Annotated in this window: 19 protein-coding genes; 6 read left to right on the forward strand and 13 right to left on the reverse strand. The window is 62.3% G+C overall.

The features are described from left to right. Nucleotides 1–13 precede the first annotated feature (13 nt). From ACF8R3_RS20870 to colR, 4 genes are all read right to left on the reverse strand, one after another. Nucleotides 14–247 carry a hypothetical protein gene (locus ACF8R3_RS20870; RefSeq protein WP_058603276.1) on the reverse strand — a complete coding sequence of 78 codons (234 nt, stop codon included), beginning with the start codon at nt 245–247 and terminating at the stop codon, nt 14–16. A 147-nt stretch (nt 248–394) separates the two neighbouring features. Further along, the gene (locus ACF8R3_RS20875; protein ID WP_392516087.1) at nt 395–1,075 is read right to left on the reverse strand and encodes a class I SAM-dependent methyltransferase; all 681 of its coding nucleotides are present in this window, start codon (nt 1,073–1,075) and stop codon (nt 395–397) included. 108 nt (nt 1,076–1,183) lie between these two features. Then, the gene (locus ACF8R3_RS20880) at nt 1,184–2,491 is read right to left on the reverse strand and encodes a HAMP domain-containing sensor histidine kinase (RefSeq protein ID WP_058637145.1); all 1,308 of its coding nucleotides are present in this window, start codon (nt 2,489–2,491) and stop codon (nt 1,184–1,186) included. Then, nucleotides 2,481–3,164: a two-component system response regulator ColR gene (gene colR, locus ACF8R3_RS20885; protein WP_023534349.1), complete on the reverse strand. Its 684-nt coding sequence runs from the start codon at nt 3,162–3,164 to the stop codon at nt 2,481–2,483. The genes ACF8R3_RS20880 and colR overlap by 11 nt, the downstream gene beginning before the upstream one ends. Before the next feature lie 182 nt (nt 3,165–3,346). Between colR and ACF8R3_RS20890 the strand changes: the two genes are divergently transcribed. Beyond that, a complete protein-coding gene (locus tag ACF8R3_RS20890) occupies nt 3,347–4,075 on the forward strand; it encodes a phosphatase PAP2 family protein (protein ID WP_392516088.1) in 729 nt (242 codons plus the stop codon). A gap of 93 nt (nt 4,076–4,168) precedes the next feature. Here ACF8R3_RS20890 and groL read toward each other — a convergent pair whose 3' ends face one another. From groL to ACF8R3_RS20915, 5 genes are all read right to left on the reverse strand, one after another. Further along, the gene (gene groL, locus ACF8R3_RS20895; RefSeq protein ID WP_058603280.1) at nt 4,169–5,812 is read right to left on the reverse strand and encodes a chaperonin GroEL; all 1,644 of its coding nucleotides are present in this window, start codon (nt 5,810–5,812) and stop codon (nt 4,169–4,171) included. 50 nt (nt 5,813–5,862) lie between these two features. Next, complete coding sequence (locus ACF8R3_RS20900) at nt 5,863–6,156, reverse strand: co-chaperone GroES (RefSeq protein ID WP_003251905.1); 294 nt, start codon at nt 6,154–6,156, stop codon at nt 5,863–5,865. Nucleotides 6,157–6,391: 235 nt separating this feature from the next. Next, nucleotides 6,392–6,856 carry an FxsA family protein gene (locus ACF8R3_RS20905; RefSeq protein ID WP_058637147.1) on the reverse strand — a complete coding sequence of 155 codons (465 nt, stop codon included), beginning with the start codon at nt 6,854–6,856 and terminating at the stop codon, nt 6,392–6,394. A 67-nt stretch (nt 6,857–6,923) separates the two neighbouring features. Then, complete coding sequence (locus tag ACF8R3_RS20910; protein WP_392516089.1) at nt 6,924–7,655, reverse strand: HugZ family protein; 732 nt, start codon at nt 7,653–7,655, stop codon at nt 6,924–6,926. Between the two features lie 104 nt (nt 7,656–7,759). After that, nucleotides 7,760–8,695: a DUF481 domain-containing protein gene (locus ACF8R3_RS20915; RefSeq protein ID WP_392475721.1), complete on the reverse strand. Its 936-nt coding sequence runs from the start codon at nt 8,693–8,695 to the stop codon at nt 7,760–7,762. A 237-nt stretch (nt 8,696–8,932) separates the two neighbouring features. Here ACF8R3_RS20915 and ACF8R3_RS20920 point away from each other — a divergent pair, with 237 nt between their 5' ends. Then, nucleotides 8,933–9,274 (forward strand): MGMT family protein, encoded by a 342-nt coding sequence (locus ACF8R3_RS20920; RefSeq protein WP_058603284.1) that lies wholly within the window; start codon nt 8,933–8,935, stop codon nt 9,272–9,274. A 42-nt stretch (nt 9,275–9,316) separates the two neighbouring features. Then, on the forward strand, nt 9,317–10,864 hold the full coding sequence (locus ACF8R3_RS20925; RefSeq protein ID WP_058637151.1) for an AmpG family muropeptide MFS transporter: 1,548 nt from the start codon (nt 9,317–9,319) through the stop codon (nt 10,862–10,864). Nucleotides 10,865–10,901: 37 nt separating this feature from the next. On the opposite strand, the gene ACF8R3_RS20930 is transcribed toward ACF8R3_RS20925, so the two are convergent. The 3 genes from ACF8R3_RS20930 to ACF8R3_RS20940 form a co-directional block, all read right to left on the reverse strand. Continuing rightward, the gene (locus ACF8R3_RS20930) at nt 10,902–12,146 is read right to left on the reverse strand and encodes an MFS transporter (RefSeq protein WP_325942525.1); all 1,245 of its coding nucleotides are present in this window, start codon (nt 12,144–12,146) and stop codon (nt 10,902–10,904) included. Nucleotides 12,147–12,338: 192 nt separating this feature from the next. Beyond that, nucleotides 12,339–13,181, reverse strand: a complete 843-nt coding sequence (locus tag ACF8R3_RS20935) for a mechanosensitive ion channel family protein (RefSeq protein ID WP_023534305.1) — start codon at nt 13,179–13,181, stop codon at nt 12,339–12,341. 110 nt (nt 13,182–13,291) lie between these two features. Further along, nucleotides 13,292–13,777 (reverse strand): YajQ family cyclic di-GMP-binding protein, encoded by a 486-nt coding sequence (locus tag ACF8R3_RS20940; RefSeq protein WP_058603288.1) that lies wholly within the window; start codon nt 13,775–13,777, stop codon nt 13,292–13,294. 99 nt (nt 13,778–13,876) lie between these two features. Between ACF8R3_RS20940 and ACF8R3_RS20945 the strand changes: the two genes are divergently transcribed. Genes ACF8R3_RS20945 through ACF8R3_RS20955 form a run of 3 tightly spaced genes read left to right on the forward strand, consistent with a single transcriptional unit; the run spans nt 13,877 to nt 17,429 of the window. After that, the gene (locus ACF8R3_RS20945) at nt 13,877–14,794 is read left to right on the forward strand and encodes a putative 2-dehydropantoate 2-reductase (RefSeq protein WP_392516090.1); all 918 of its coding nucleotides are present in this window, start codon (nt 13,877–13,879) and stop codon (nt 14,792–14,794) included. Between the two features lie 36 nt (nt 14,795–14,830). Further along, complete coding sequence (locus tag ACF8R3_RS20950; protein ID WP_392516091.1) at nt 14,831–16,861, forward strand: ATP-binding protein; 2,031 nt, start codon at nt 14,831–14,833, stop codon at nt 16,859–16,861. 1 nt (nt 16,862) lies between these two features. Further along, a complete protein-coding gene (locus ACF8R3_RS20955; protein ID WP_100850934.1) occupies nt 16,863–17,429 on the forward strand; it encodes a cob(I)yrinic acid a,c-diamide adenosyltransferase in 567 nt (188 codons plus the stop codon). A gap of 30 nt (nt 17,430–17,459) precedes the next feature. On the opposite strand, the gene ACF8R3_RS20960 is transcribed toward ACF8R3_RS20955, so the two are convergent. Next, complete coding sequence (locus tag ACF8R3_RS20960; protein ID WP_197843687.1) at nt 17,460–18,404, reverse strand: Nudix family hydrolase; 945 nt, start codon at nt 18,402–18,404, stop codon at nt 17,460–17,462. Between the last annotated feature and the right edge of the window lie 47 nt (nt 18,405–18,451).

The following is an 18,451-nucleotide window of genomic DNA, read 5'->3' on the forward strand; positions in this document are numbered from 1 at the left end:
TGTGCCCTGCGGCTCAACCAAACGGCCGCAGTCCCTGGCGCATGCCGAACAGGAACAACAGCAGGTCGTGATCAGGCTGCACCTTGGCATGCTGCTGTGGCTTTACCTCGCGCGGCAAAGCACATTGCTCAGCCAGTTCCGATTGGCTGAACACCACGGTTTTCGGTTGTTCCCAGGCTGCCACTGCAACCGTGGTGAGCGCCAAGCCCCCAACCAGAAACAAAGTTCGAGCTATTTCTAGTTTCATTGCCCTAACCCTTTGACAGCGCTGCCAAACGCCATTGGATAAACGTAGTGCAACCTAGGCGCCTTTGCACCGCTCAACGACGAATGGCAGCACCGGTATCGAGGGTGCCTGCGCAAGGGGTACAGGCCTTGTGAACCGTCATGCACCTTAACCCTTGCGCAGCACATACACGCGCCACATGGCATAAAACGGCAGGAAGTCGAGGCGTTCCTGGATCCTGAAACCAGCGGCTGCGAACTCCGCCTCAACCGTTTCGGCAGGTAACACAAAACGGTTCTGGTAACTGTCCGGCCCGTGCTCGGTATCGCGACGGTGCTCGAGCTTCCTGCGCCGCCAGGCTTTGAAATTGCCATCGACCCACAGCGACGCAATCACGCTGTCTCGGCTAACTCGTTGAAACTCCTTAAGGATCGCTTTCCTGTGAGCCGCTTCGCCAATATGGTGAAACAGACGCATGCAAAAAATGCTGTCCACCGCGTTATCCGGTAACTCGATGGCAAAGGCCGAGGTCTGCAAAGGTCGTACCCGGGCCACGACTTCCGGTGGTTGGGACGCGCATGCCGTCTCGATCATGTCGGCGGAATTGTCTGCTCCAATGATCACGCGGTTGGCTTTTTCCGCCAGCAGTGGCCAGAAGCGACCCGCTCCGCAGGGCAGGTCCAAGACCAAGCCCGGTTCGCCCGCCAGCGTCAGGGCCCGGCGAGCCAACTGCTCATCGCGTTTATGGGACAGGCGCCTGGCCAAGCCGGCCTGGTGCTTCAAAAAATACTGTTGGGCATGGGCCTTGTCGTATTTACGGGAAAACTCGAGGTTGATGGGGCTGCGCATCGGGCATCTCCTGATTCCAATGGCGGCCAGACTAAGCAGCCAAGCGTTGGAATCAGGTTATGACGTTGTGAAAAAAGCGTTCTTCACCAGGATATTTCTTACAGGCTATTACGAAAGTGTATTCAGCTCACCCTTGACCACTGTACTGCTGAGGTCCACTTGGAATCGGCAGCCATGGGGATGGGTCGAGGTCAGCGTGACCTGCCAGCCTTGGTCATCGCAAATGCGCTGGACCAACGACAAGCCAAGGCCAAGGCCTTCCCCTCGGCGTTCTTCCCCGCGTACGAAGGGCTTGAACATGGCCTCGCGCTGCTCCTCGGGGATGCCTACCCCGCTGTCTTCCACGGTGAAACTTGTGGCCTGCAGAGTCAGACGAATGTAACCGCTGTCGGTGTAATGGGCGGCGTTACGCAGCAGGTTGCCCATAACCGATTGCAGGAAGGTGGCGTTGTACAAGACCGGACCTGCGTTGCCACGGCCTTCGTAATGCAGCGTCAGCCCCTTTTGTTCGATGGTGTCGCGCCAAACCCCGATCAATTCGTCCCCTACTTCGCGCAGGGTTGCCCGCGATGCCACAGCACCTTCGTCCCTTTGGGCCCGGGCCAGCATGAGGAAGGTTTTCACCAGCTCGCGCATTTCCTCGGTGGCGCGTGCCACCCGTTCGACCTGACTGCGCGAACGCGCATCCAAGGCCGGGTTTTCCATGAGCAACTCGCATGAGGTCGCCAGCACCATCAGTGGTGTACGCAACTCGTGGCTGACGTCACTTGTGAACAGGCGCTCGCGCGTCAAGGCATCGCGCAGACGGCCCAGGGTGTCATCGAAGGCCACTGCCAACTGCCCGACCTCGTCAGCGGCGTAGTCAGGTGCCAAGGGTGGCGCCAACCCAAGCAGCTGGTCGCGATGGCGCACCTGGCGCGCCAGGCGGATGACCGGTGCCATCACCCGACGCGCCACCAACCAGCCCAGGATCACGGCGAGCACCAGGCTCAATACGAACCCTACGACCACTACGGCGAACAGCAGCCGCTCTCGCTCCTCGAAGTCGCTTTGATCCTGCAACAGCACGTAACGACGACCGTCCACGATCTCCACCATGGCGTGATACGAAAGCTGGTCGCGAAAGACCTCGTGGAAACCTCGGTCCAGATGGCGCAGGTCCTTGGGCAGCTCGAAGTCGTCCCGCCCCCCGCTGAAGTAGAACAGTTGGTCCGGTCGCGGGCGGTGACTCCAGTCGCTGACGCTGTCCATGCGCAACAGCCGCTGCAGGTCACCGCCGAGCACCGAGGAAATCAGGCGCTCTTCCACCAGGTGCACGGTGGAAACGATACCCACCGCGAAAGCCCCGGCCACCAGCGCGCTCATCAGCGCAAAGGCAATGATGATGCGCTGGGCAAGGCTCTGTTTAAACTCCATCGCGACCCTCGGCGAGGCGATAGCCGACGCCATGGACGGTATGCAGCAGGGGTTTTTCGAAAGGTTTGTCGATCACCTGACGCAACTGGTGTACATGGCTGCGCAGGCTGTCGCTGTCAGGGCAGTCATCGCCCCACAGGGCCTCTTCCAGTACTTCGCGCCGCAACACGTGCGGGCTCTTCTGCATGAGTACCGCCAGCAGTTTCAGGCCGACCGGGTTGAGCTTGAGCAGGCGGCCTTGCCGGCTGACCTCCAGTGTGTCGAGGTCGTAGCTCAGGTCGGCGACCTGCAGCGTGCGACGGCCACCCCCCTGCGCCCTGCGCAGCACAGCCTCGATACGCGCGGACAGCTCGGACAGGGCGAAGGGCTTGAGCAGGTAGTCATCGGCGCCGGAGCGGAAGCCTTGCAGCCGATCGTCCAGTTGATCGCGGGCGGTAAGCATGATCACCGGCGTGTCGCGGCGGGCGTCTTCGCGCAGGCGCTTGCACAGCGTATAGCCATCGATACCCGGCAACATGATGTCGAGCACGATCAGGTCATAGTGCTCGGTCGCTGCCAGGTGCAGGCCCGACAACCCATCCTGGGCACAGTCGACGGTATAGCCCTTCATGCCAAGGTAGTCGGCAAGGTTGGCCAGAATATCGCGGTTGTCTTCAACCAAGAGGATGCGCATGAATTTCTCCTGTGCGACGCTGCTCGCGGTGATGCGCGGCAGGCGCAGCTTAAGGCCTAAGCCTGCGGGGTGCCAGCCTTTGGATGAATTCAGGCGGCTTGACGTTTTTTTCACTGAACCTTCACGGACACAGCATAGGAGCGGCTCGACAATGCGCGACCTTTCCGTGCCCTGGAGCCGCCATGCAGCAACCAATTTGCCCTCGCCCCTTGAACCTGTGGCTGTACCTGGGTATTCCACTGGCCACCATGCTTGCGCTGGTGGCGCTCGAATGGACCTCGGTGGACATGGCCGTGGCCAATCTGTTCTTCGATACCGCCACCGGGCAGTTCATCGGTCGGCACAGCTACCTGCTGGAGAACATCCTGCATGACCGGGTCAAGCAGGGCGTTATCTTGCTGGGCGTCCTGGCACTGGCTGTTTTTGTGGCAAGTTTTTTGGTCAGGGGCTTGTACGGCTGGCGCCGCGAACTGGGCTGCTTGGTACTCGCTCTGGGGGTATCCACCGCCTTCGTCACGCCGCTGAAGAAACTGACGCAGGTGCAGTGCCCTTGGAGCCTCACGCAGTTCGGCGGCTCGGAAACCTACAGCAAGCTGCTTGAGCCAAGGCCTGCTACCGACAAGCCGGGGCTGTGCTGGCCGGGCGGTCATGCGACCACCGGGTTCTGCCTGTTCGCGCTGTTTTTCGCGTTGCGTGATCGTAAACCGCGTCTTGCGCGCGTCGCGTTTGCGGTGGCCCTGATCGCCGGTACAGTGCTGTCGGTGGGCAGGATGATGCAAGGGGCGCACTTTTTGTCCCACAACGTCTGGACGGCTGTGTTCTGCTGGCTGATCGGCCTGGGTGCCTACTACCTGGTGCTGTACCGCAGACGCGCGCAGAACAGGCCAGCCACAGAGCCCCGCCCTGCCTGAGCCAGCACCCACCGATAGAATGCCGAGCCCTGAACAAAAAAGCCCCGGCTCTAGCGAGCCGGGGCTTTGGGGTACAGCGGGGGTAAGGCTGGCTTACATCATGCCGCCCATGCCACCCATGCCGCCCATGTCAGGCATGCCGCCGCCTGCTGGCTTGTCTTCCGGCAGGTCGGCAACCATGGCTTCGGTGGTGATCATCAGACCGCCGATCGAAGCAGCAGCTTGCAGTGCCGAACGGGTGACCTTGGCTGGGTCCAGGATGCCCATTTCGATCATGTCGCCGTACTCGCCGGTCGCAGCGTTGTAGCCGTAGTTGCCCGAACCCTGCTTGACCTTGTCGGCCACAACGCTTGGCTCGTCGCCGGCGTTGGCAGTGATCTGACGCAGTGGTGCTTCGATAGCACGGCGCAGCAGCGAGATACCGACGTTCTGGTCTTCGTTGTCACCTTTGAGGTCAACGATTGCAGACAGGGCGCGCACCAGGGCAACACCACCGCCAGGCACCACGCCTTCCTCGACCGCTGCACGGGTAGCGTGCAGGGCGTCTTCGACGCGGGCTTTCTTCTCTTTCATTTCGACTTCGGTGCCAGCACCGACCTTGATGACGGCAACACCGCCAGCCAGCTTGGCCAGACGCTCTTGCAGCTTCTCACGATCGTAGTCCGAAGAGGTTTCTTCGATCTGGGCACGGATCTGCTTGACGCGACCCTGAATATCATCTTCAGCGCCAGCGCCGTCGATGATGATGGTGTTTTCCTTGGACAGGGTCACGCGCTTGGCGTTGCCCAGGTGTTCCAGGGTAGCGGTTTCCAGGGACAGGCCGATTTCTTCGGAGATGACCTGGCCGCCGGTCAGGACGGCGATGTCCTGCAGCATGGCCTTGCGACGGTCGCCGAAGCCTGGCGCCTTGACCGCTGCAACCTTGACGATGCCGCGCATGTTGTTGACGACCAGGGTAGCCAGGGCTTCGCCTTCGACGTCTTCAGCAACGATCAGCAGTGGGCGGCCGGCCTTGGCAACGGCTTCCAGCACTGGCAGCAGCTCACGGATGTTGGAGATCTTCTTGTCGACCAGCAGCAGCAGCGGGCTGTCCAGCTCGGCAACCATGGTGTCTGGCTTGTTGACGAAGTACGGGGACAGGTAGCCGCGGTCGAACTGCATGCCTTCTACAACGGACAGCTCGTTTTCCAGGCCCGAACCTTCTTCGACGGTGATGACGCCTTCCTTGCCGACCTTCTCCATGGCTTCGGCGATGATTTCACCGATGGAGCTGTCGGAGTTGGCGGAAATGGTACCGACCTGGGCGATGGCCTTGGAATCGGCGCATGGCTTGGACAGGTTCTTCAGCTCGGCGACGATGGCGGAGGTGGCCTTGTCGATGCCGCGCTTGAGGTCCATCGGGTTCATGCCGGCAGCGACGGCCTTCAGGCCTTCGTTGACGATCGACTGAGCCAGCACGGTCGCGGTGGTGGTGCCGTCACCGGCTGCATCGTTGGCCTTGGAAGCGACTTCCTTGACCAGCTGGGCGCCCATGTTCTCGAAGGCGTCCTTGAGCTCGATTTCCTTGGCGACGGAAACGCCGTCCTTGGTGATGGTCGGCGCGCCGAAGCTCTTGGCCAGTACCACGTTACGGCCTTTCGGGCCCAGGGTCGCTTTTACCGCGTCAGCCAGAACATTGACACCAACCAGCATTTTCTTGCGAGCGGAATCGCCGAATTTTACGTCTTTAGCAGCCATGATCGTTTAATCCTTGATAAATCTTTGGAGTAACGGGAAGTCGGTGGAAATCAGCCTTCAACAACGGCCAGGATTTCGTTTTCGGCCATGACCAGCAGGTCTTCGCCGTCGACTTTCACGGTGTTGCTACCCGAGTACGGGCCGAAAACCACTTTGTCACCCACTTTCACGGCCAGCGCACGTACTTCGCCGTTGTCCAGGACGCGGCCGGTGCCGACGGCGACGACTTCGCCGCGGTTTGGTTTTTCAGCGGCCGAACCTGGCAGGACGATACCGCCAGCGGTTTTCGATTCTTCTTCGCTGCGACGGATGACGACGCGGTCATGCAGAGGACGAAGCTTCATTGTCGATCTCTCCCAAATTGTGGTTTTCATCGGCCGGTGTCGACACCGGCGGGTTGATGCTGTCCGGCGTTGCCGGAAGGCCGCTCGCCACGAGCAAACGGCCTAAGTCATGTCTGGTGTCGCCACCAGAAACCTTGCGGTGACCACTACATGAGGCCGACCGAATCGATTACAAGGCTTGGTAGGGAAATTTTTTTGCACAGGCATAAAAAAGGGCCGCTTGGCGGCCCTGTTCTCACTGATCGCGGCGTTCGTACTCGCCTTCGATCACATTGGGTCGATGGCCCCCGCCATGCGGGGGCTGGCCCTGCAACGGGTCATCCTGGAACGCGCGCTGGCGGGTCGCTTGGGCCTGGGCGCGCTCGCGCATCTTGCGAGCCGCCAACTGGCGGGTAAAGGGCAACAGGCACAGCAGGCCAAGCACGTCGCTGATAAAACCGGGGATCATCAATAGCCCGCCGCCGACCGCCAGCATCATGCCATGGAACATGTCCTCGGCAGGCAGCTCACCGCGCTGCAGGCTTTCACGTGCACGCAGGGCCGTGGCCAACCCGGCCACTCGCATGACCAGGACCCCGAGGGCGGAGCCGGCGATGATGAGCAGCAACGCGGGGAAAAAACCGATGGCGGCGCTGACTTTCACGAAGACGAACAGCTCCAGCACGGGAAACAGCAGAAGCAGCAGTAGAAAAACACGCATCAAAGCATTCCTCGTCGCAAGACACCCTTGCAGTAAGACCTACAAATGGATGCGTGTGCTCCGCTTTTCAAGCAAGTATTTCGCTCAAGGCCGGCCAGCGATCGGCGCGGGCCAGCAAAACCAAGGCTTCGCGCACTTGTGTCGGCGTATTGCAACGGCTCGGGAATGCCAACCAGTGGATCGCCTGGCCGATGCGCAGGTGCATCCCCTCGCTGTCGATACCGACCAACTGCGCAGGGATATGGCTGGGAAGCTCGGCAAGCTGCACATAGTGCGCGATGGCGGCGGCGTGGTCGCTGTTCATGTGCTCGATCATGCCGCCCTCGACCTTGCCGGCGAAGGGATTGGCCAAGGTCACCTGATCGAGCCAGTGGATGGCACCGAAACCACCAATGTACCGGTGGCGCACCGGCTCAAGCACCCAGAAATCGAAGTCGTGAGCCTGGTGGTAGTCGGCCGCGTCCGGAAAGTAGCGGTAATAGCGCATGGCCGCTGCCTCGATGCTGGCCGGGTCCTGCAGCTTGCGCGCTTCGGCCATGACGGTCAGTCGCCCGACCGCCTGCACGTCCTGCGCCTCGCGTTCGCCCACCAGCAACGAACACTTGGCGTCTTTACTCAGGTTATGCGTGTGCTGGGCGATACGGCTGATCAGGATGAGGGGCCTGCCCTCTGCATCGAGGCAATAGGGCACGACCGAACCGAACGGGAAACCCGCCATGGACTTGGAATGGGTCGACAAGACTCCCCGGTATTCCTTGAGCAGCAATTCCCGTGCAGGACGGACGGCGTTCTCACTCACTTCAAAACCCCTCGCTGAAACCCTGTAGGCAGCAGGCAGTGATGGCTGGCACAAGCGCGACCAAGGCAGGCCTGGCGCCAATCGCCCGGCTTGACCTCGACGGCTTACCAGGTAACGCCAAAGCCTGCAGTGTAGCGGGTCTTGTCCAGGTCGCTTTCGCGGGTGCCACTGATGATGTCCTTCTCGGCCTTGAGGTTCAGCGACGCCCAGTCGGTGACCTTGTAGCGCAAGCCGACTTCGGCGTCCAGGGAATAGTCGGCAACATTACCCAGGGGCTTTGCCAGCTCGCCGTTGGTGAACAGCTGCACCTTCTTGCCGATCAGGTACCGGGTGTAGTCCCACTTCACAGCGGCGGAATAGAAGTTGTCCTTCTCACCGTCTTGGTACTCGAAGTCGGTGCGGTTGATCAACGAGCCCAGCGAGAAGGCACCCAGCTCATCGTCCCAGAACTGGTAGCCAGGGCCGGTACCCACCGTGCGCTGGCGGGCGAGGTCTTCGATACGGTCACGCTTGTACTCGGCGCGCCCCTGCCAGAACCATTTCTCTGTCAGGAAGCGGTCCAGCGCGTACTCGGCGCTCCAGTTGTCGGTGGTGGTGACATCGTCCTTGGTCTCGCGGTTGTATTCGCCTTCGGCGTTATGACGCCAGCGCCCATGACGCGCAGTAGTCTTGAAACTGACGTCGTAGTCGTCGGTGTCGTTCTCGGCCCGCTTGTAGTCCAGCGCCACATCGACATTGCCTTTCCAGACCAGGTCCTCGACCACCGGCTTGGGCTTCATGATCTGCTCGATGCTCGCCAGGTCCACCGTCTTGGGTGCCTCGCCGTTGGCCAGGGTCACCTTGCCGGCCTCGGCTGCCTTGAGCGACTTGGCCTTCTCGCCAGAGTAGGCATCCTGCTTGACCAGCAGCTCCTGGTCGCTTTCCAGGGTCTTGACCTGTTTCCAGTCCAAGGCGATCGAACCGCCGTAGGGCGTCTCGAGCAACAGCTTGCCGCCGTCGAAAACCTTGATCTTGCCGCTCAGACGGTCCCCGTTCTTCATCCAGACGGTATCGGCAAACGCCGAGGAGGCGCAGCAAGACGCGGCAAGCAATGACATCAGTAATTTAAGTGACATAAGCAGGCTACAGGTTCGATTTGGCGAGAAAACCGGGCATTATCCGGATGCAACCGGCAAGAGCAAGCAATGACCTGCAATGCGCCGATGAGTTCCACTCTCATTTGCCCGCCGCTGGTCAGGTTTCATCTATACCCCAGGGAGGGTCTGGTGTCCGACGCGATGGGTCATACCTTGGAAACTGCAGAGGGCCGACGGATGGCACTTTATTCAGTGCTCGGCCAGGTGCCTGCCGGGCATGTGGTGAGCTACGGCCAATTGGCTGAGCTTGCCGGGCTTGGCAAAGCCGCACGGTGGGTGGGCCGCACGCTGTCGCAACTGCCCCAGGGCACGCGCTTGCCCTGGCATCGGGTGCTGGGCGCAGGTGGTCGCCTGAGCCTGCCTTCGGGTACGCCATCGGGCGATGAGCAACGGGCCCGTTTGCGTGCCGAAGGTGTGCAGGTGGCCAACAATCGCGTGGATATGACGCGCCATGGCTGGCGCCCGATGGAGCACAGCGGTTAGAGTGCGCGCTTTGTCCTGGAAACTTGAGGCAGATGTTGGTCCATGCCCCGTAAAACCTGGCGCGCTGCGCTCGCTGCTTATGCCAGCCCGTCAACCCTGGTGCTTCTGCTGCTCGGCTTCGCGGCCGGCCTGCCTTACATGCTGGTGTTCTCGACCCTCTCCGTATGGTTGCGCGAAGCCGGCGTAGCCAGGGAAACCATCGGCTATGCCAGCCTTATCGGCCTGGCCTATGCCTTCAAATGGGTGTGGTCGCCGCTGCTGGACCAATGGCGTTTACCGCTTCTGGGCGGGATGGGGCGTCGCCGTTCCTGGCTGCTGCTGTCCCAGGCACTGGTCGTGGTGGGCCTGGTCGGCATGAGCCTGTGCGACCCGCAACAGCACCTCTCCTGGCTGATCGCCCTGGCCGTCCTGGTGGCCTTTGCCTCGGCTACCCAGGATATCGCCGTGGATGCCTACCGCCTGGAAATCGCCGATGACCAACGCCAGGCGGCCCTGGCCGCCAGCTACATGGCCGGTTATCGCGTCGCCGCCCTGCTCGCCACGGCCGGCGCACTGTTCTTTGCAGAATGGTTTGGCTCCACCGGGTTCAGCTACCTGCACAAGGCGTGGGCCGGCACCTATGTCATGTTCGCAGTCATGATGCTCCCGGCCCTGTTCACGACCCTGGTCATGCGTGAACCGCCCGTGCCCCTGCGCACCCAACTGTCGGCAGCCCGCTACGGGTTGGCCCACCAGTTGGCCTCGGTGTTCGTGCTCATCATCCTGCTGGTGTCGGTGCCGGCCAGCTTCACGCAGATGTTCAATACAGGCTGGTCGAGCGTGATCTCGGGCGACGCCACGCCCCTGGACCTGCTGCTCGAAGACCGCGCCTTCCTGCGCTTGATCCTGTACGTGCTGCTGTCCTGGGCTTGCCTGTCGAGCCTCGGCCGCCGCGGCCTCGCGCCGGTGCTCACGCCCATCAATGACTTCATCGTGCGCTACCGCTGGCAAGCCCTGCTGCTACTCGGCCTGATCGCCACCTACCGCATGTCCGACACAGTGATGGGCGTCATGGCCAACGTGTTCTACATCGACATGGGCTTTACCAAGGATCAGATCGCCAGTGTCAGCAAGATTTTCGGCCTGATCATGACCTTGGTGGGCGCCGGTGTGGGCGGCTTGCTCATCGTGCGCTTCGGCATCATGCCCATTCTGTTCATCGGTGGCGTGGCGTCTGCCGGCACCAACATTCTGTTCCTGATGCTGGCGGACATGGGCCCGAACCTGGAAATGCTGGTGGTGACCATTTCCCTGGACAACTTCAGCTCAGGCATGGCGACTTCAGCCTTTGTCGCCTACCTGTCGAGCCTGACCAACCTCAAGTTCTCGGCCACCCAGTATGCGCTGCTGAGCTCGATCATGTTGCTGCTGCCACGCCTGATCGGCGGCTATTCCGGTGTCATGGTGGAGAAGTTCGGGTACCACGATTTCTTCCTGATCACCGCGCTGCTTGGGGTGCCGACCTTGATCCTGATCGCCTTGCAGTGGCGCCAGGACGGCACGCCCGGCCAGCCGGCAAGCCAGCCTGCCCCGGCCCGCGAGCAGCCCTGAACAGCATGCCTTGCAAGGGCAAGGCCTGTGTATCGACCTAAGGCATCATAGTCGCTTGGGCACTGCGCCCCCTCAACAGCGACCACAGCGGGCAAAGGGCCAACCCCCCTGCCACACCGGCCGCCACGGCAAAGTGCAAAAGGCTGGCACCGGCACCAATCATGGCCAGCAAAGCCCCGCCCAATCCCAGCAGCGCGATGGTGATCATGCCGAGCATGGCCGAGACCAGGCCTTTGCTTTGCGTGCTGGCGAACAATGTCATGCGATAGAGCACGGCATTGGCGACGCCCAGGCCCAGTGCGTAGAGCGACAGGCCCGCCACCAGGCTGATGACGCTCGGCCATACCCAGGTTGCCACCACCATCAGGCAAAGCCCGGCCACATACGGCCACAGCGCACCGCGCACCAACGTCGGCAGCGGATAACGGTCGGCAATGTGGTTGATGATCAGGTTGCCCAGAATCAGCCCACCGAACACCGGCAACTGCCACAGGGCATAGGCGAGCGTGCTTAGCCCCTCATCGTGGATGAGCAGCACCGGGGACAGGCCAATCCAGCCGATCAATGGCAGGCCAACCAGGCCCAGGGCGGCGCTCCCGGCGACGAAGCGTCGGTTCGACAGCAGCTGCCCGTATCCGGCCAGCAAGGGCAGCAGGTGGATCGGGGTAAAGGCCAGGCGCGAGCCGTCGCGCCGCTCCACCCCCAGGGTTTCGGGCATCAACCGATACAGAAGCAACCAGGCGACCACGGCGCCAATGGCGAACGCCACGAACAACCAGCGCCAGTCCAGCCATTGCAGCAGCAACGTCCCCACCAAAGGCCCCAGCAGTGGCGAAAGCAAGGCGATATTGGCCAGCAGGGCCATCATGCGCACGGCATCCGCCTCGCTGAATGCCTCGTTGAGTGCGGGATAACTGACCGTGACCACGAACCCTAGCCCGATGCCTTGCAGCAGACGCAGCAGGTTGAACAAGCCGATGTCATGGACCCAGAAGGTGCCCAGGCACGCCAGGCCGAAGAATGCGCAACCTATGAGCAGCAGCGGTCGGCGGCCGTAGCGGTCGGCCAACGGCCCGATCAGCCATTGCAGCAAGACACCACCGAGCAGGTAGAGATTGAGCGCATGTGGAATGTATTCGGGGCCGGCCTTGAGCTCGCCGACCACAACGGGCATCGCCGGCATGACGGCGTCGCTGGCCAGGTAGGTCAGCAGTTCGAACAGTGCGAGTGTTAGGCCGAACAACAAGGCCCGCAACGGGGTGATGTACAGCAGTGGTTTCATGATGGTTTACGAAGATGACGGGGAACGAGGCTATATGCCAGAAATCGCAATGACTGACTGTGAGCAAGTGTAAGCGCGCGTCCATTGAGCGCCTTGAGCAACGAAGCCCGCCCTGCGCGCCCAGCAGGCCCTCTGAAGGACGCTGCTGAACCCGCAGGGCGGGCTCGATCGATGCCAGCTTGTACTGAGGCCTTACTGCGCGGCCGTTTCCTGCACCACGCGAATGACCCGCTGCGGGAATGGAATGTCGATCCCCTCTGCCTTCAAACGGTCACGCGCCTGCTCGTTGAGCATGAAGATCACGTCCCAGTAGTCCGAGGTCTTTGTCCATAGACGCAGCGAGACGGTGATCGAGCTGTCACCCAGGGTGGACACCACCGCCACAGGGGCGGGGTCGGCCAGCACACGTGGGTCTTGGGCCAGTTCCAGTAGGACGTTGCGCGCCTTCTGCAGGTCAGCCTCGTAGTCTACCCCCACGTCGAACACCACCTTGCGGGTAGGTTGGCGGTTGGTGTTGGTGATGATCCCGTTGGACAGGGAGCCGTTGGGCAGGATCACGGTCTTGTTGTCGCCGGTACGCAGCACCGTGTGAAAGATCTGGATGCTGTCCACGGTACCACTTACGCCCTGGGCCTCGATCCAGTCGCCGATACGGAACGGGCGGAACAGCAGGATCAGGACGCCGCCTGCGAAGTTCGCCAGGCTACCTTGCAGCGCCAGGCCGATGGCCAGGGTGGCACCACCGATGGCCGCCACGAAGGAGGTCGTCTCGATACCGATCATCGAGGCCACGCTGATGGCCAGCAGGATCTTCAATACGATGTTGGCCAGCGTGCGGATGAAGTTCTGCAGCGCCGGGTCGTGGACTTTAAGGCCCACGAGCCTTGCCAGCCGGTCGCTGACGATGTTGGTCACCCACCAGCCGATGGCAAGGGTGACCAGCGCCAGCAGCAGGCGGCTGCCGTACGCCATGATCATGGGAATCCAGGTTTCGGATTGGCGGACCAGCTGATCGACTTCAGCACTCAAATCCATATTCATCTCCTGATGCCGAACGGCGATTGCACAATACGTCGGCCGCCTGCATTTCAGCGGCCAGGCCCCCATGGACAGCCGCAACTGCATGGGGGTTCCGGCGGCCCGGTTCAGTCGCGGAAGTTGTTGAACTGCAGGGGCATGTCGAATTCCTTGGTACGCAGCAAGGCGATGGCTTCCTGCAGATCATCGCGCTTCTTGCCGGTAACCCGTACCTGCTCGCCCTGAATGGCGGCCTGGACCTTGAGCTTGCCATCCTTGATGGTGGCGACGATCTTTTTCGCCAGGTCTTTGTCGATGCCCTCGCGGAACTTGGCCTCCTGCTTTTTCTCCTTGCCGGACGCATAGGGGTCCTTGGTCTCCAGGCACTTGACGTCGATCTTGCGCTTGACCAGGGCCAGGCGCAGGATTTCGAGCATCGCCTCGAGCTGGAACTCTTCCTCGGCGGTGAGCATGACGGTCTGCTCTTTGTCCTTGAACTCGAAGCTGCCCTTGCCCTTGAGGTCGTAGCGGCGGTCGAGTTCCTTGATGGCATTGTCGACCGCGTTCTGCACTTCGTGCTTGTCCAGTTCCGATACCACGTCGAACGAAGGCATGGTTACTCTCCCAAAATAAAAGCGCGCTCGGACTGAAGATGGAGCGCGCTGGGTTTGACGGTTAAAATGCGGGCTCATTATAACGGTTGCGAAACGCATATGAGCAGCACCTGGCACATTCTCGGCGCAGGTAGCCTGGGCAGCCTGTGGGCTTGTCGTCTGGCGCGGGCCAGCAAGGCCGTGCGCCTGATCTTGCGTGACAGCACGCGGTTGCAGGCCTACCAGCAAGTGGGCAGCCTTGGCTTGCTGGAACAAGACCTGACCGCCCACTACGCCATCCCCGCCGAGACCGTCCAGGGTAATGGGCCGATCCACCGCCTGCTGGTGGCCTGCAAGGCCTATGACGCGGCGCCGGCCGTGGCCAGCGTTGCCGGCCGTCTGGTGCCGGGGGCCGAGGTGCTGTTGTTGCAGAACGGCCTGGGTAGCCAGGAAGAGGTGGCCAGGCAGGTGCCGCAGGCCCGCTGTATCTTCGTCTCCAGCACCGAAGGCGCCTACCTGGAACATGACTGGCAGGTGCGCTTCGCCGGGCAGGGGTACAACTGGCTGGGGGACCCTGGCAATCCTGCACCACCGCCGTGGCTCGAGGACTTGCAAGCGGCGGGTATCCCTGCCCAATGGACGCCCGACATCCTCACCCGGCTCTGGCGCAAGCTGGCCATCAACTGCGCGATCAACCCGCTGACCGTGCTGCACCAGTGTCGCAACGGGGGCCTGCTCGGCCACCTCGATCAGGTGCAGGCACTGTGCCTTGAACTCGAGAGCCTGTTGCTTCAGTGCGGCCAGCCGCAGGCCGCCCAGAACCTTGAGCAGGACGTACAACGGGTGCTCCTGGCCACCGCCAGCAACTACGCTTCGATGTACCAGGATGTACAGGCTGGGCGGCGCACCGAAGTGCACTACCTGCTGGGGTATGCCTGTCAGGCAGCCCGGCGACATGGGCTGCACTTGCCGCATCTGGAACACCTGCTCCAATGCCTGGTCGATAACTTGCGCGCGCGGGGCTTGCCCTGCGACTGACGCGGCCCTTGAACCCATACGGACATCGCCTTGCCCATGACGCTGCGTCAACGCCTGAAGAACCTCCCCGTCGGGCAGAAGCTGCTGGCAGCTTTGCTGGTCTTGCTGGTGACCATTTTGCTGGTGGCGAACCTGACCTTCATCAGCGCCGCCTACTGGATCACCCAGGAAAGCATGGCACCGCAAGCGCTCCAGACCATTGGGCGGCTGGTCTCCAACCCCGAGCTGTCGACCCGCGCGGCAGACGACCCCGCCTCGGCCCAGGCGCTGCTCGATGAACTGGACAGCTATGCGCCGCTGCGCGCCGCTGCCTTGTATGGCAGCGACGGGCGCATGCTCGCCCAGTTGCAGCATGGCGACCCCCTGACACTGCCCAAGCGCTTTCGCAACATAGAAGGCTGGCGATTCATGGAGTTTCGCAGCACGCAGTTGATTCGCCTGCCGCGGGCCGGTAGCCCGCCGGCGCACTTGCTGCTGGTGGCCAGCAGCGAACTGCCCACGGCCTTCTATACCGGGACGCTCAGTGCAAGCCTGGCCATTCTGGTGTTCAGTGTGCTGTTGTGGCTCTTCATTGCCCGGCAGATCAAACGCCTGATCACCCAACCGATCAACCAGCTCGAAGAACTCAGCCGCCAGGTCACCCGTGAGGAGAGCTATGCGCTGCGGGCCCAACGCGGCAACGACGACGAGATCGGTAGCCTGGCCAATGCCTTCAATACCATGCTCTCGCGCATCGAAGCCCGCGAGCACCAGCTCAAGCGTGCCCGGGACGAGTTCCAGAGCGCCTACGACCAGGCCCAGGGGTTGGCCGAGGAAACGCGGCATACTAATCGCAAACTCGAGCTCGAAGTGCAGGTGCGCAGCAAAATCGAGAAGAAGCTCACAGGCTTTCAGAACTACCTGAACAGCATCATCGACTCCATGCCCTCGGCCCTGATCGCCCTGGATGAGGAGCTGTACGTGACCCAGTGGAATCAAGAGGCAACGGCGTTATCCGGCACGACCCTAAACGAGGCGCTCAACCAGCCGGTGTTCATGGCCTTCGCGCCACTCAAACCCTTCTTGCCACAGTTGAAGGACACGGTGGAGCGGCACCGGGTGGCAAAAATCGACCGTGTCACCTGGCACAAGGATGACGAGCCGCGACATTACGCATTGACCTTCTACCCGCTCACCGGCGGTGGAGGCCGGGGCGTGGTGATCCGGATCGATGACATCACCCAGCGCCTGTCGCTCGAAGATATGATGGTGCAGTCGGAAAAGATGCTCTCGGTCGGAGGCCTGGCGGCCGGCATGGCCCACGAAATCAACAACCCGCTCGGGGCCATCCTGCACAACGTGCAGAATATCCGCCGCCGCCTGTCACCCGACCTACCGCGCAATCTTGAGCAGGCCCAGGCGTTGGGGATCGACCTGGCCACGGTCAACGGCTACCTGCAAAGCCGCGAAGTGCCTCAGTTGCTCGATGGCATCCAGCAAGCGGGGGCCAGGGCCGCCAAGATCGTCACCCACATGCTTAGTTTCAGCCGCCGCAGCACGCGCGAACTGACGCCCTGCGACCTGCCTGCCCTGATCGACCAGGCGGTGGACATAGCAGGCAACGACTTCGACCTGGCCATCGGTTTCGACTTCAAGGGCCAGGCTATCGTGCGCCAGTTCGACCCGGCGCTGGGGCCTGTGCCCTGTACTGCCAACGAACTGGAGCAGGTATTGCTCAACCTGCTCAAGAACGCCGCCCAGGCTATTCACCAGCGCCCGGCACCTTGCGAGCCAGGCCGCATCATCCTGCGCACACGGCTTGCGCCACCCTGGGCAGAAATCCAGGTGGAGGACAATGGCGTGGGCATGCCCGAAGCCGTGCGCAAGCGCACCTTCGAGCCTTTCTTCACGACCAAGGAAATCGGCCAGGGCACCGGCCTTGGGCTTTCGGTGTCGTACTTCATCATCACCAATAACCACAAGGGGCAGATGGAGGTGCATTCCACGCCTGGGCAGGGGACCTGTTTCACCCTGCGCCTGCCCCTCGGCCAGCCGCATCCGCCGCTGCCGGTCAACACGGAGCAATGACATGGGCTACCGCTTGTCCAAGATCTATACCCGCACTGGCGACACTGGGGAAACCGGCCTGGGCGATGGCCGGCGAGTGCCCAAGGATCATCCACGCATCGAAGCCATCGGTGAGGTGGACAGCCTCAACAGCCAGCTTGGCTTGTTGCTGGCTGGCCTGGATGAACAAGGTCTGGACGAAGTCAGCCGCGTGCTGGCGCCCTGTCAGCACCGCCTGTTCGACCTGGGTGGGGAGCTGGCCATGCCCAGTTATCAGGCCCTGACCACCGCAGAGGTGGAGCGGCTGGAGGCGGCCATCGATGTGTGGAACGACGAACTGGGCCCATTGAAGAATTTCATCCTGCCCAGCGGGTCGGCGCTGGTCGCCCAGGCGCACGTGTGCCGCAGTCTGGCACGCAGCGCCGAGCGACGCTGCCAGCACCTCAACACCGTAGAGCCACTGGAAGGTGTCGGCCTGGCGTACATCAATCGCCTATCGGACCTGCTGTTCGTTGCCGCCCGCATCATTGGTAGGCGGCAAGGGATCGCTGAAGTGCTGTGGCAGCCCGCCGAAAAACCTCAGGGCTGACGCCTTGGCGCTTGCCGTACTGGCCCGCCGTCAAAGAGCCGGCCAGAACGCCCTGATACCCGCAACGCCCTGCGCCCCGGCTAGCCAGGCTTGCCCGCGCGCCTCTGGCCCCACGCCACCGAGCAGGTACACCGGCTGGTCGAACCCGGCAATCAGGCGCTGGGCCTGTTCCCAGCCAAGCGGCGCGGCCTGTGGATGGCTTTCGGTAGGCTGGACCGGCGACAGGGTGACGAAGTCCACCCCCATTTGTTTGGCCAGGGCTAGCTCCTCGGCGTTGTGGCAGGAGGCGGCAAGCCAGCGCTGGACCGGGAACGGCCTGCCCTTGTCGGCATACTTGCGCAACTGCGCCGCGGTCAGGTGCCAGCCTGCCGACGGGAAGTCGCCCAGCCATTCCAGTGGCCCCTTGAGCATCAGCTGAGCCTTGCCCGCGCATAACCCCACCGCATCCACCGCCACATCCCGATACTTGGGGTCGTACATGTCCGGTGCACGCAACTGGATCAGCCGGATGCCATTGGCCACGGCCTTCTGGATCCCCTTGAGCATGTCAGGCACGTCCAGGCCGTCCGGTGTGATCAGGTACTGATCCGGCAGCCGGGCAGCGGTGACGATGGGCTTGTTGGCCTCGGGAAACGCATGGTCCGGCAGCTCGCGCGGCGCGACCCAGGCCAGCGGTTGTCCCTCGGCGCCATGGGGCTCACCGGTGAAGGTCTCGACCTCGCGTACCTCAAGCAGTACGTGTTTGTCGGGGTAATCGTGACTGACCTTGATCAAGGGCCGCGAGCGGGTTACCTGGATGCCCAGCTCCTCGTCGAGCTCACGCGCCAGCGCGGCCTCGACGCTTTCCCCTGGCTCCACCTTGCCTCCCGGAAACTCCCAGAGGCCGCCCTGGTGTTGGGTGTCGGCGCGACGGGCGATGAGTATCCGCCCGTCCATACCCCGAATCACGGCTGCAACGACGTGAACCCGTTTCATCGGTCACGCTCCGTCACGCCGACCATGGACGATGGGGTTGGCATAAA

The sequence above is a fragment of the Pseudomonas sp. FYR_7 genome, from assembly GCF_043106155.1.
Lineage (GTDB): Bacteria > Pseudomonadota > Gammaproteobacteria > Pseudomonadales > Pseudomonadaceae > Aquipseudomonas > Aquipseudomonas parafulva_B.

Excerpts from the sequence above, each read along its gene's own strand:
- ACF8R3_RS20870 (WP_058603276.1), bottom strand. The coding sequence starts at position 247 with ATGAAACTAGAAATAGCTCGAACTTTGTTTCTGGTTGGGGGCTTGGCG.
- ACF8R3_RS20875 (WP_392516087.1), bottom strand. The coding sequence starts at position 1,075 with ATGCGCAGCCCCATCAACCTCGAGTTTTCCCGTAAATACGACAAGGCC.
- ACF8R3_RS20880 (WP_058637145.1), bottom strand. The coding sequence starts at position 2,491 with ATGGAGTTTAAACAGAGCCTTGCCCAGCGCATCATCATTGCCTTTGCG.
- colR (WP_023534349.1), bottom strand. The coding sequence starts at position 3,164 with ATGCGCATCCTCTTGGTTGAAGACAACCGCGATATTCTGGCCAACCTT.
- ACF8R3_RS20890 (WP_392516088.1), top strand. The coding sequence starts at position 3,347 with ATGCAGCAACCAATTTGCCCTCGCCCCTTGAACCTGTGGCTGTACCTG.
- groL (WP_058603280.1), bottom strand. The coding sequence starts at position 5,812 with ATGGCTGCTAAAGACGTAAAATTCGGCGATTCCGCTCGCAAGAAAATG.
- ACF8R3_RS20900 (WP_003251905.1), bottom strand. The coding sequence starts at position 6,156 with ATGAAGCTTCGTCCTCTGCATGACCGCGTCGTCATCCGTCGCAGCGAA.
- ACF8R3_RS20905 (WP_058637147.1), bottom strand. The coding sequence starts at position 6,856 with ATGCGTGTTTTTCTACTGCTGCTTCTGCTGTTTCCCGTGCTGGAGCTG.
- ACF8R3_RS20915 (WP_392475721.1), bottom strand. The coding sequence starts at position 8,695 with ATGAAGAACGGGGACCGTCTGAGCGGCAAGATCAAGGTTTTCGACGGC.
- ACF8R3_RS20920 (WP_058603284.1), top strand. The coding sequence starts at position 8,933 with ATGGGTCATACCTTGGAAACTGCAGAGGGCCGACGGATGGCACTTTAT.
- ACF8R3_RS20925 (WP_058637151.1), top strand. The coding sequence starts at position 9,317 with ATGCCCCGTAAAACCTGGCGCGCTGCGCTCGCTGCTTATGCCAGCCCG.
- ACF8R3_RS20930 (WP_325942525.1), bottom strand. The coding sequence starts at position 12,146 with ATGAAACCACTGCTGTACATCACCCCGTTGCGGGCCTTGTTGTTCGGC.
- ACF8R3_RS20935 (WP_023534305.1), bottom strand. The coding sequence starts at position 13,181 with ATGGATTTGAGTGCTGAAGTCGATCAGCTGGTCCGCCAATCCGAAACC.
- ACF8R3_RS20940 (WP_058603288.1), bottom strand. The coding sequence starts at position 13,777 with ATGCCTTCGTTCGACGTGGTATCGGAACTGGACAAGCACGAAGTGCAG.
- ACF8R3_RS20945 (WP_392516090.1), top strand. The coding sequence starts at position 13,877 with ATGAGCAGCACCTGGCACATTCTCGGCGCAGGTAGCCTGGGCAGCCTG.
- ACF8R3_RS20950 (WP_392516091.1), top strand. The coding sequence starts at position 14,831 with ATGACGCTGCGTCAACGCCTGAAGAACCTCCCCGTCGGGCAGAAGCTG.
- ACF8R3_RS20955 (WP_100850934.1), top strand. The coding sequence starts at position 16,863 with ATGGGCTACCGCTTGTCCAAGATCTATACCCGCACTGGCGACACTGGG.
- ACF8R3_RS20960 (WP_197843687.1), bottom strand. The coding sequence starts at position 18,404 with ATGAAACGGGTTCACGTCGTTGCAGCCGTGATTCGGGGTATGGACGGG.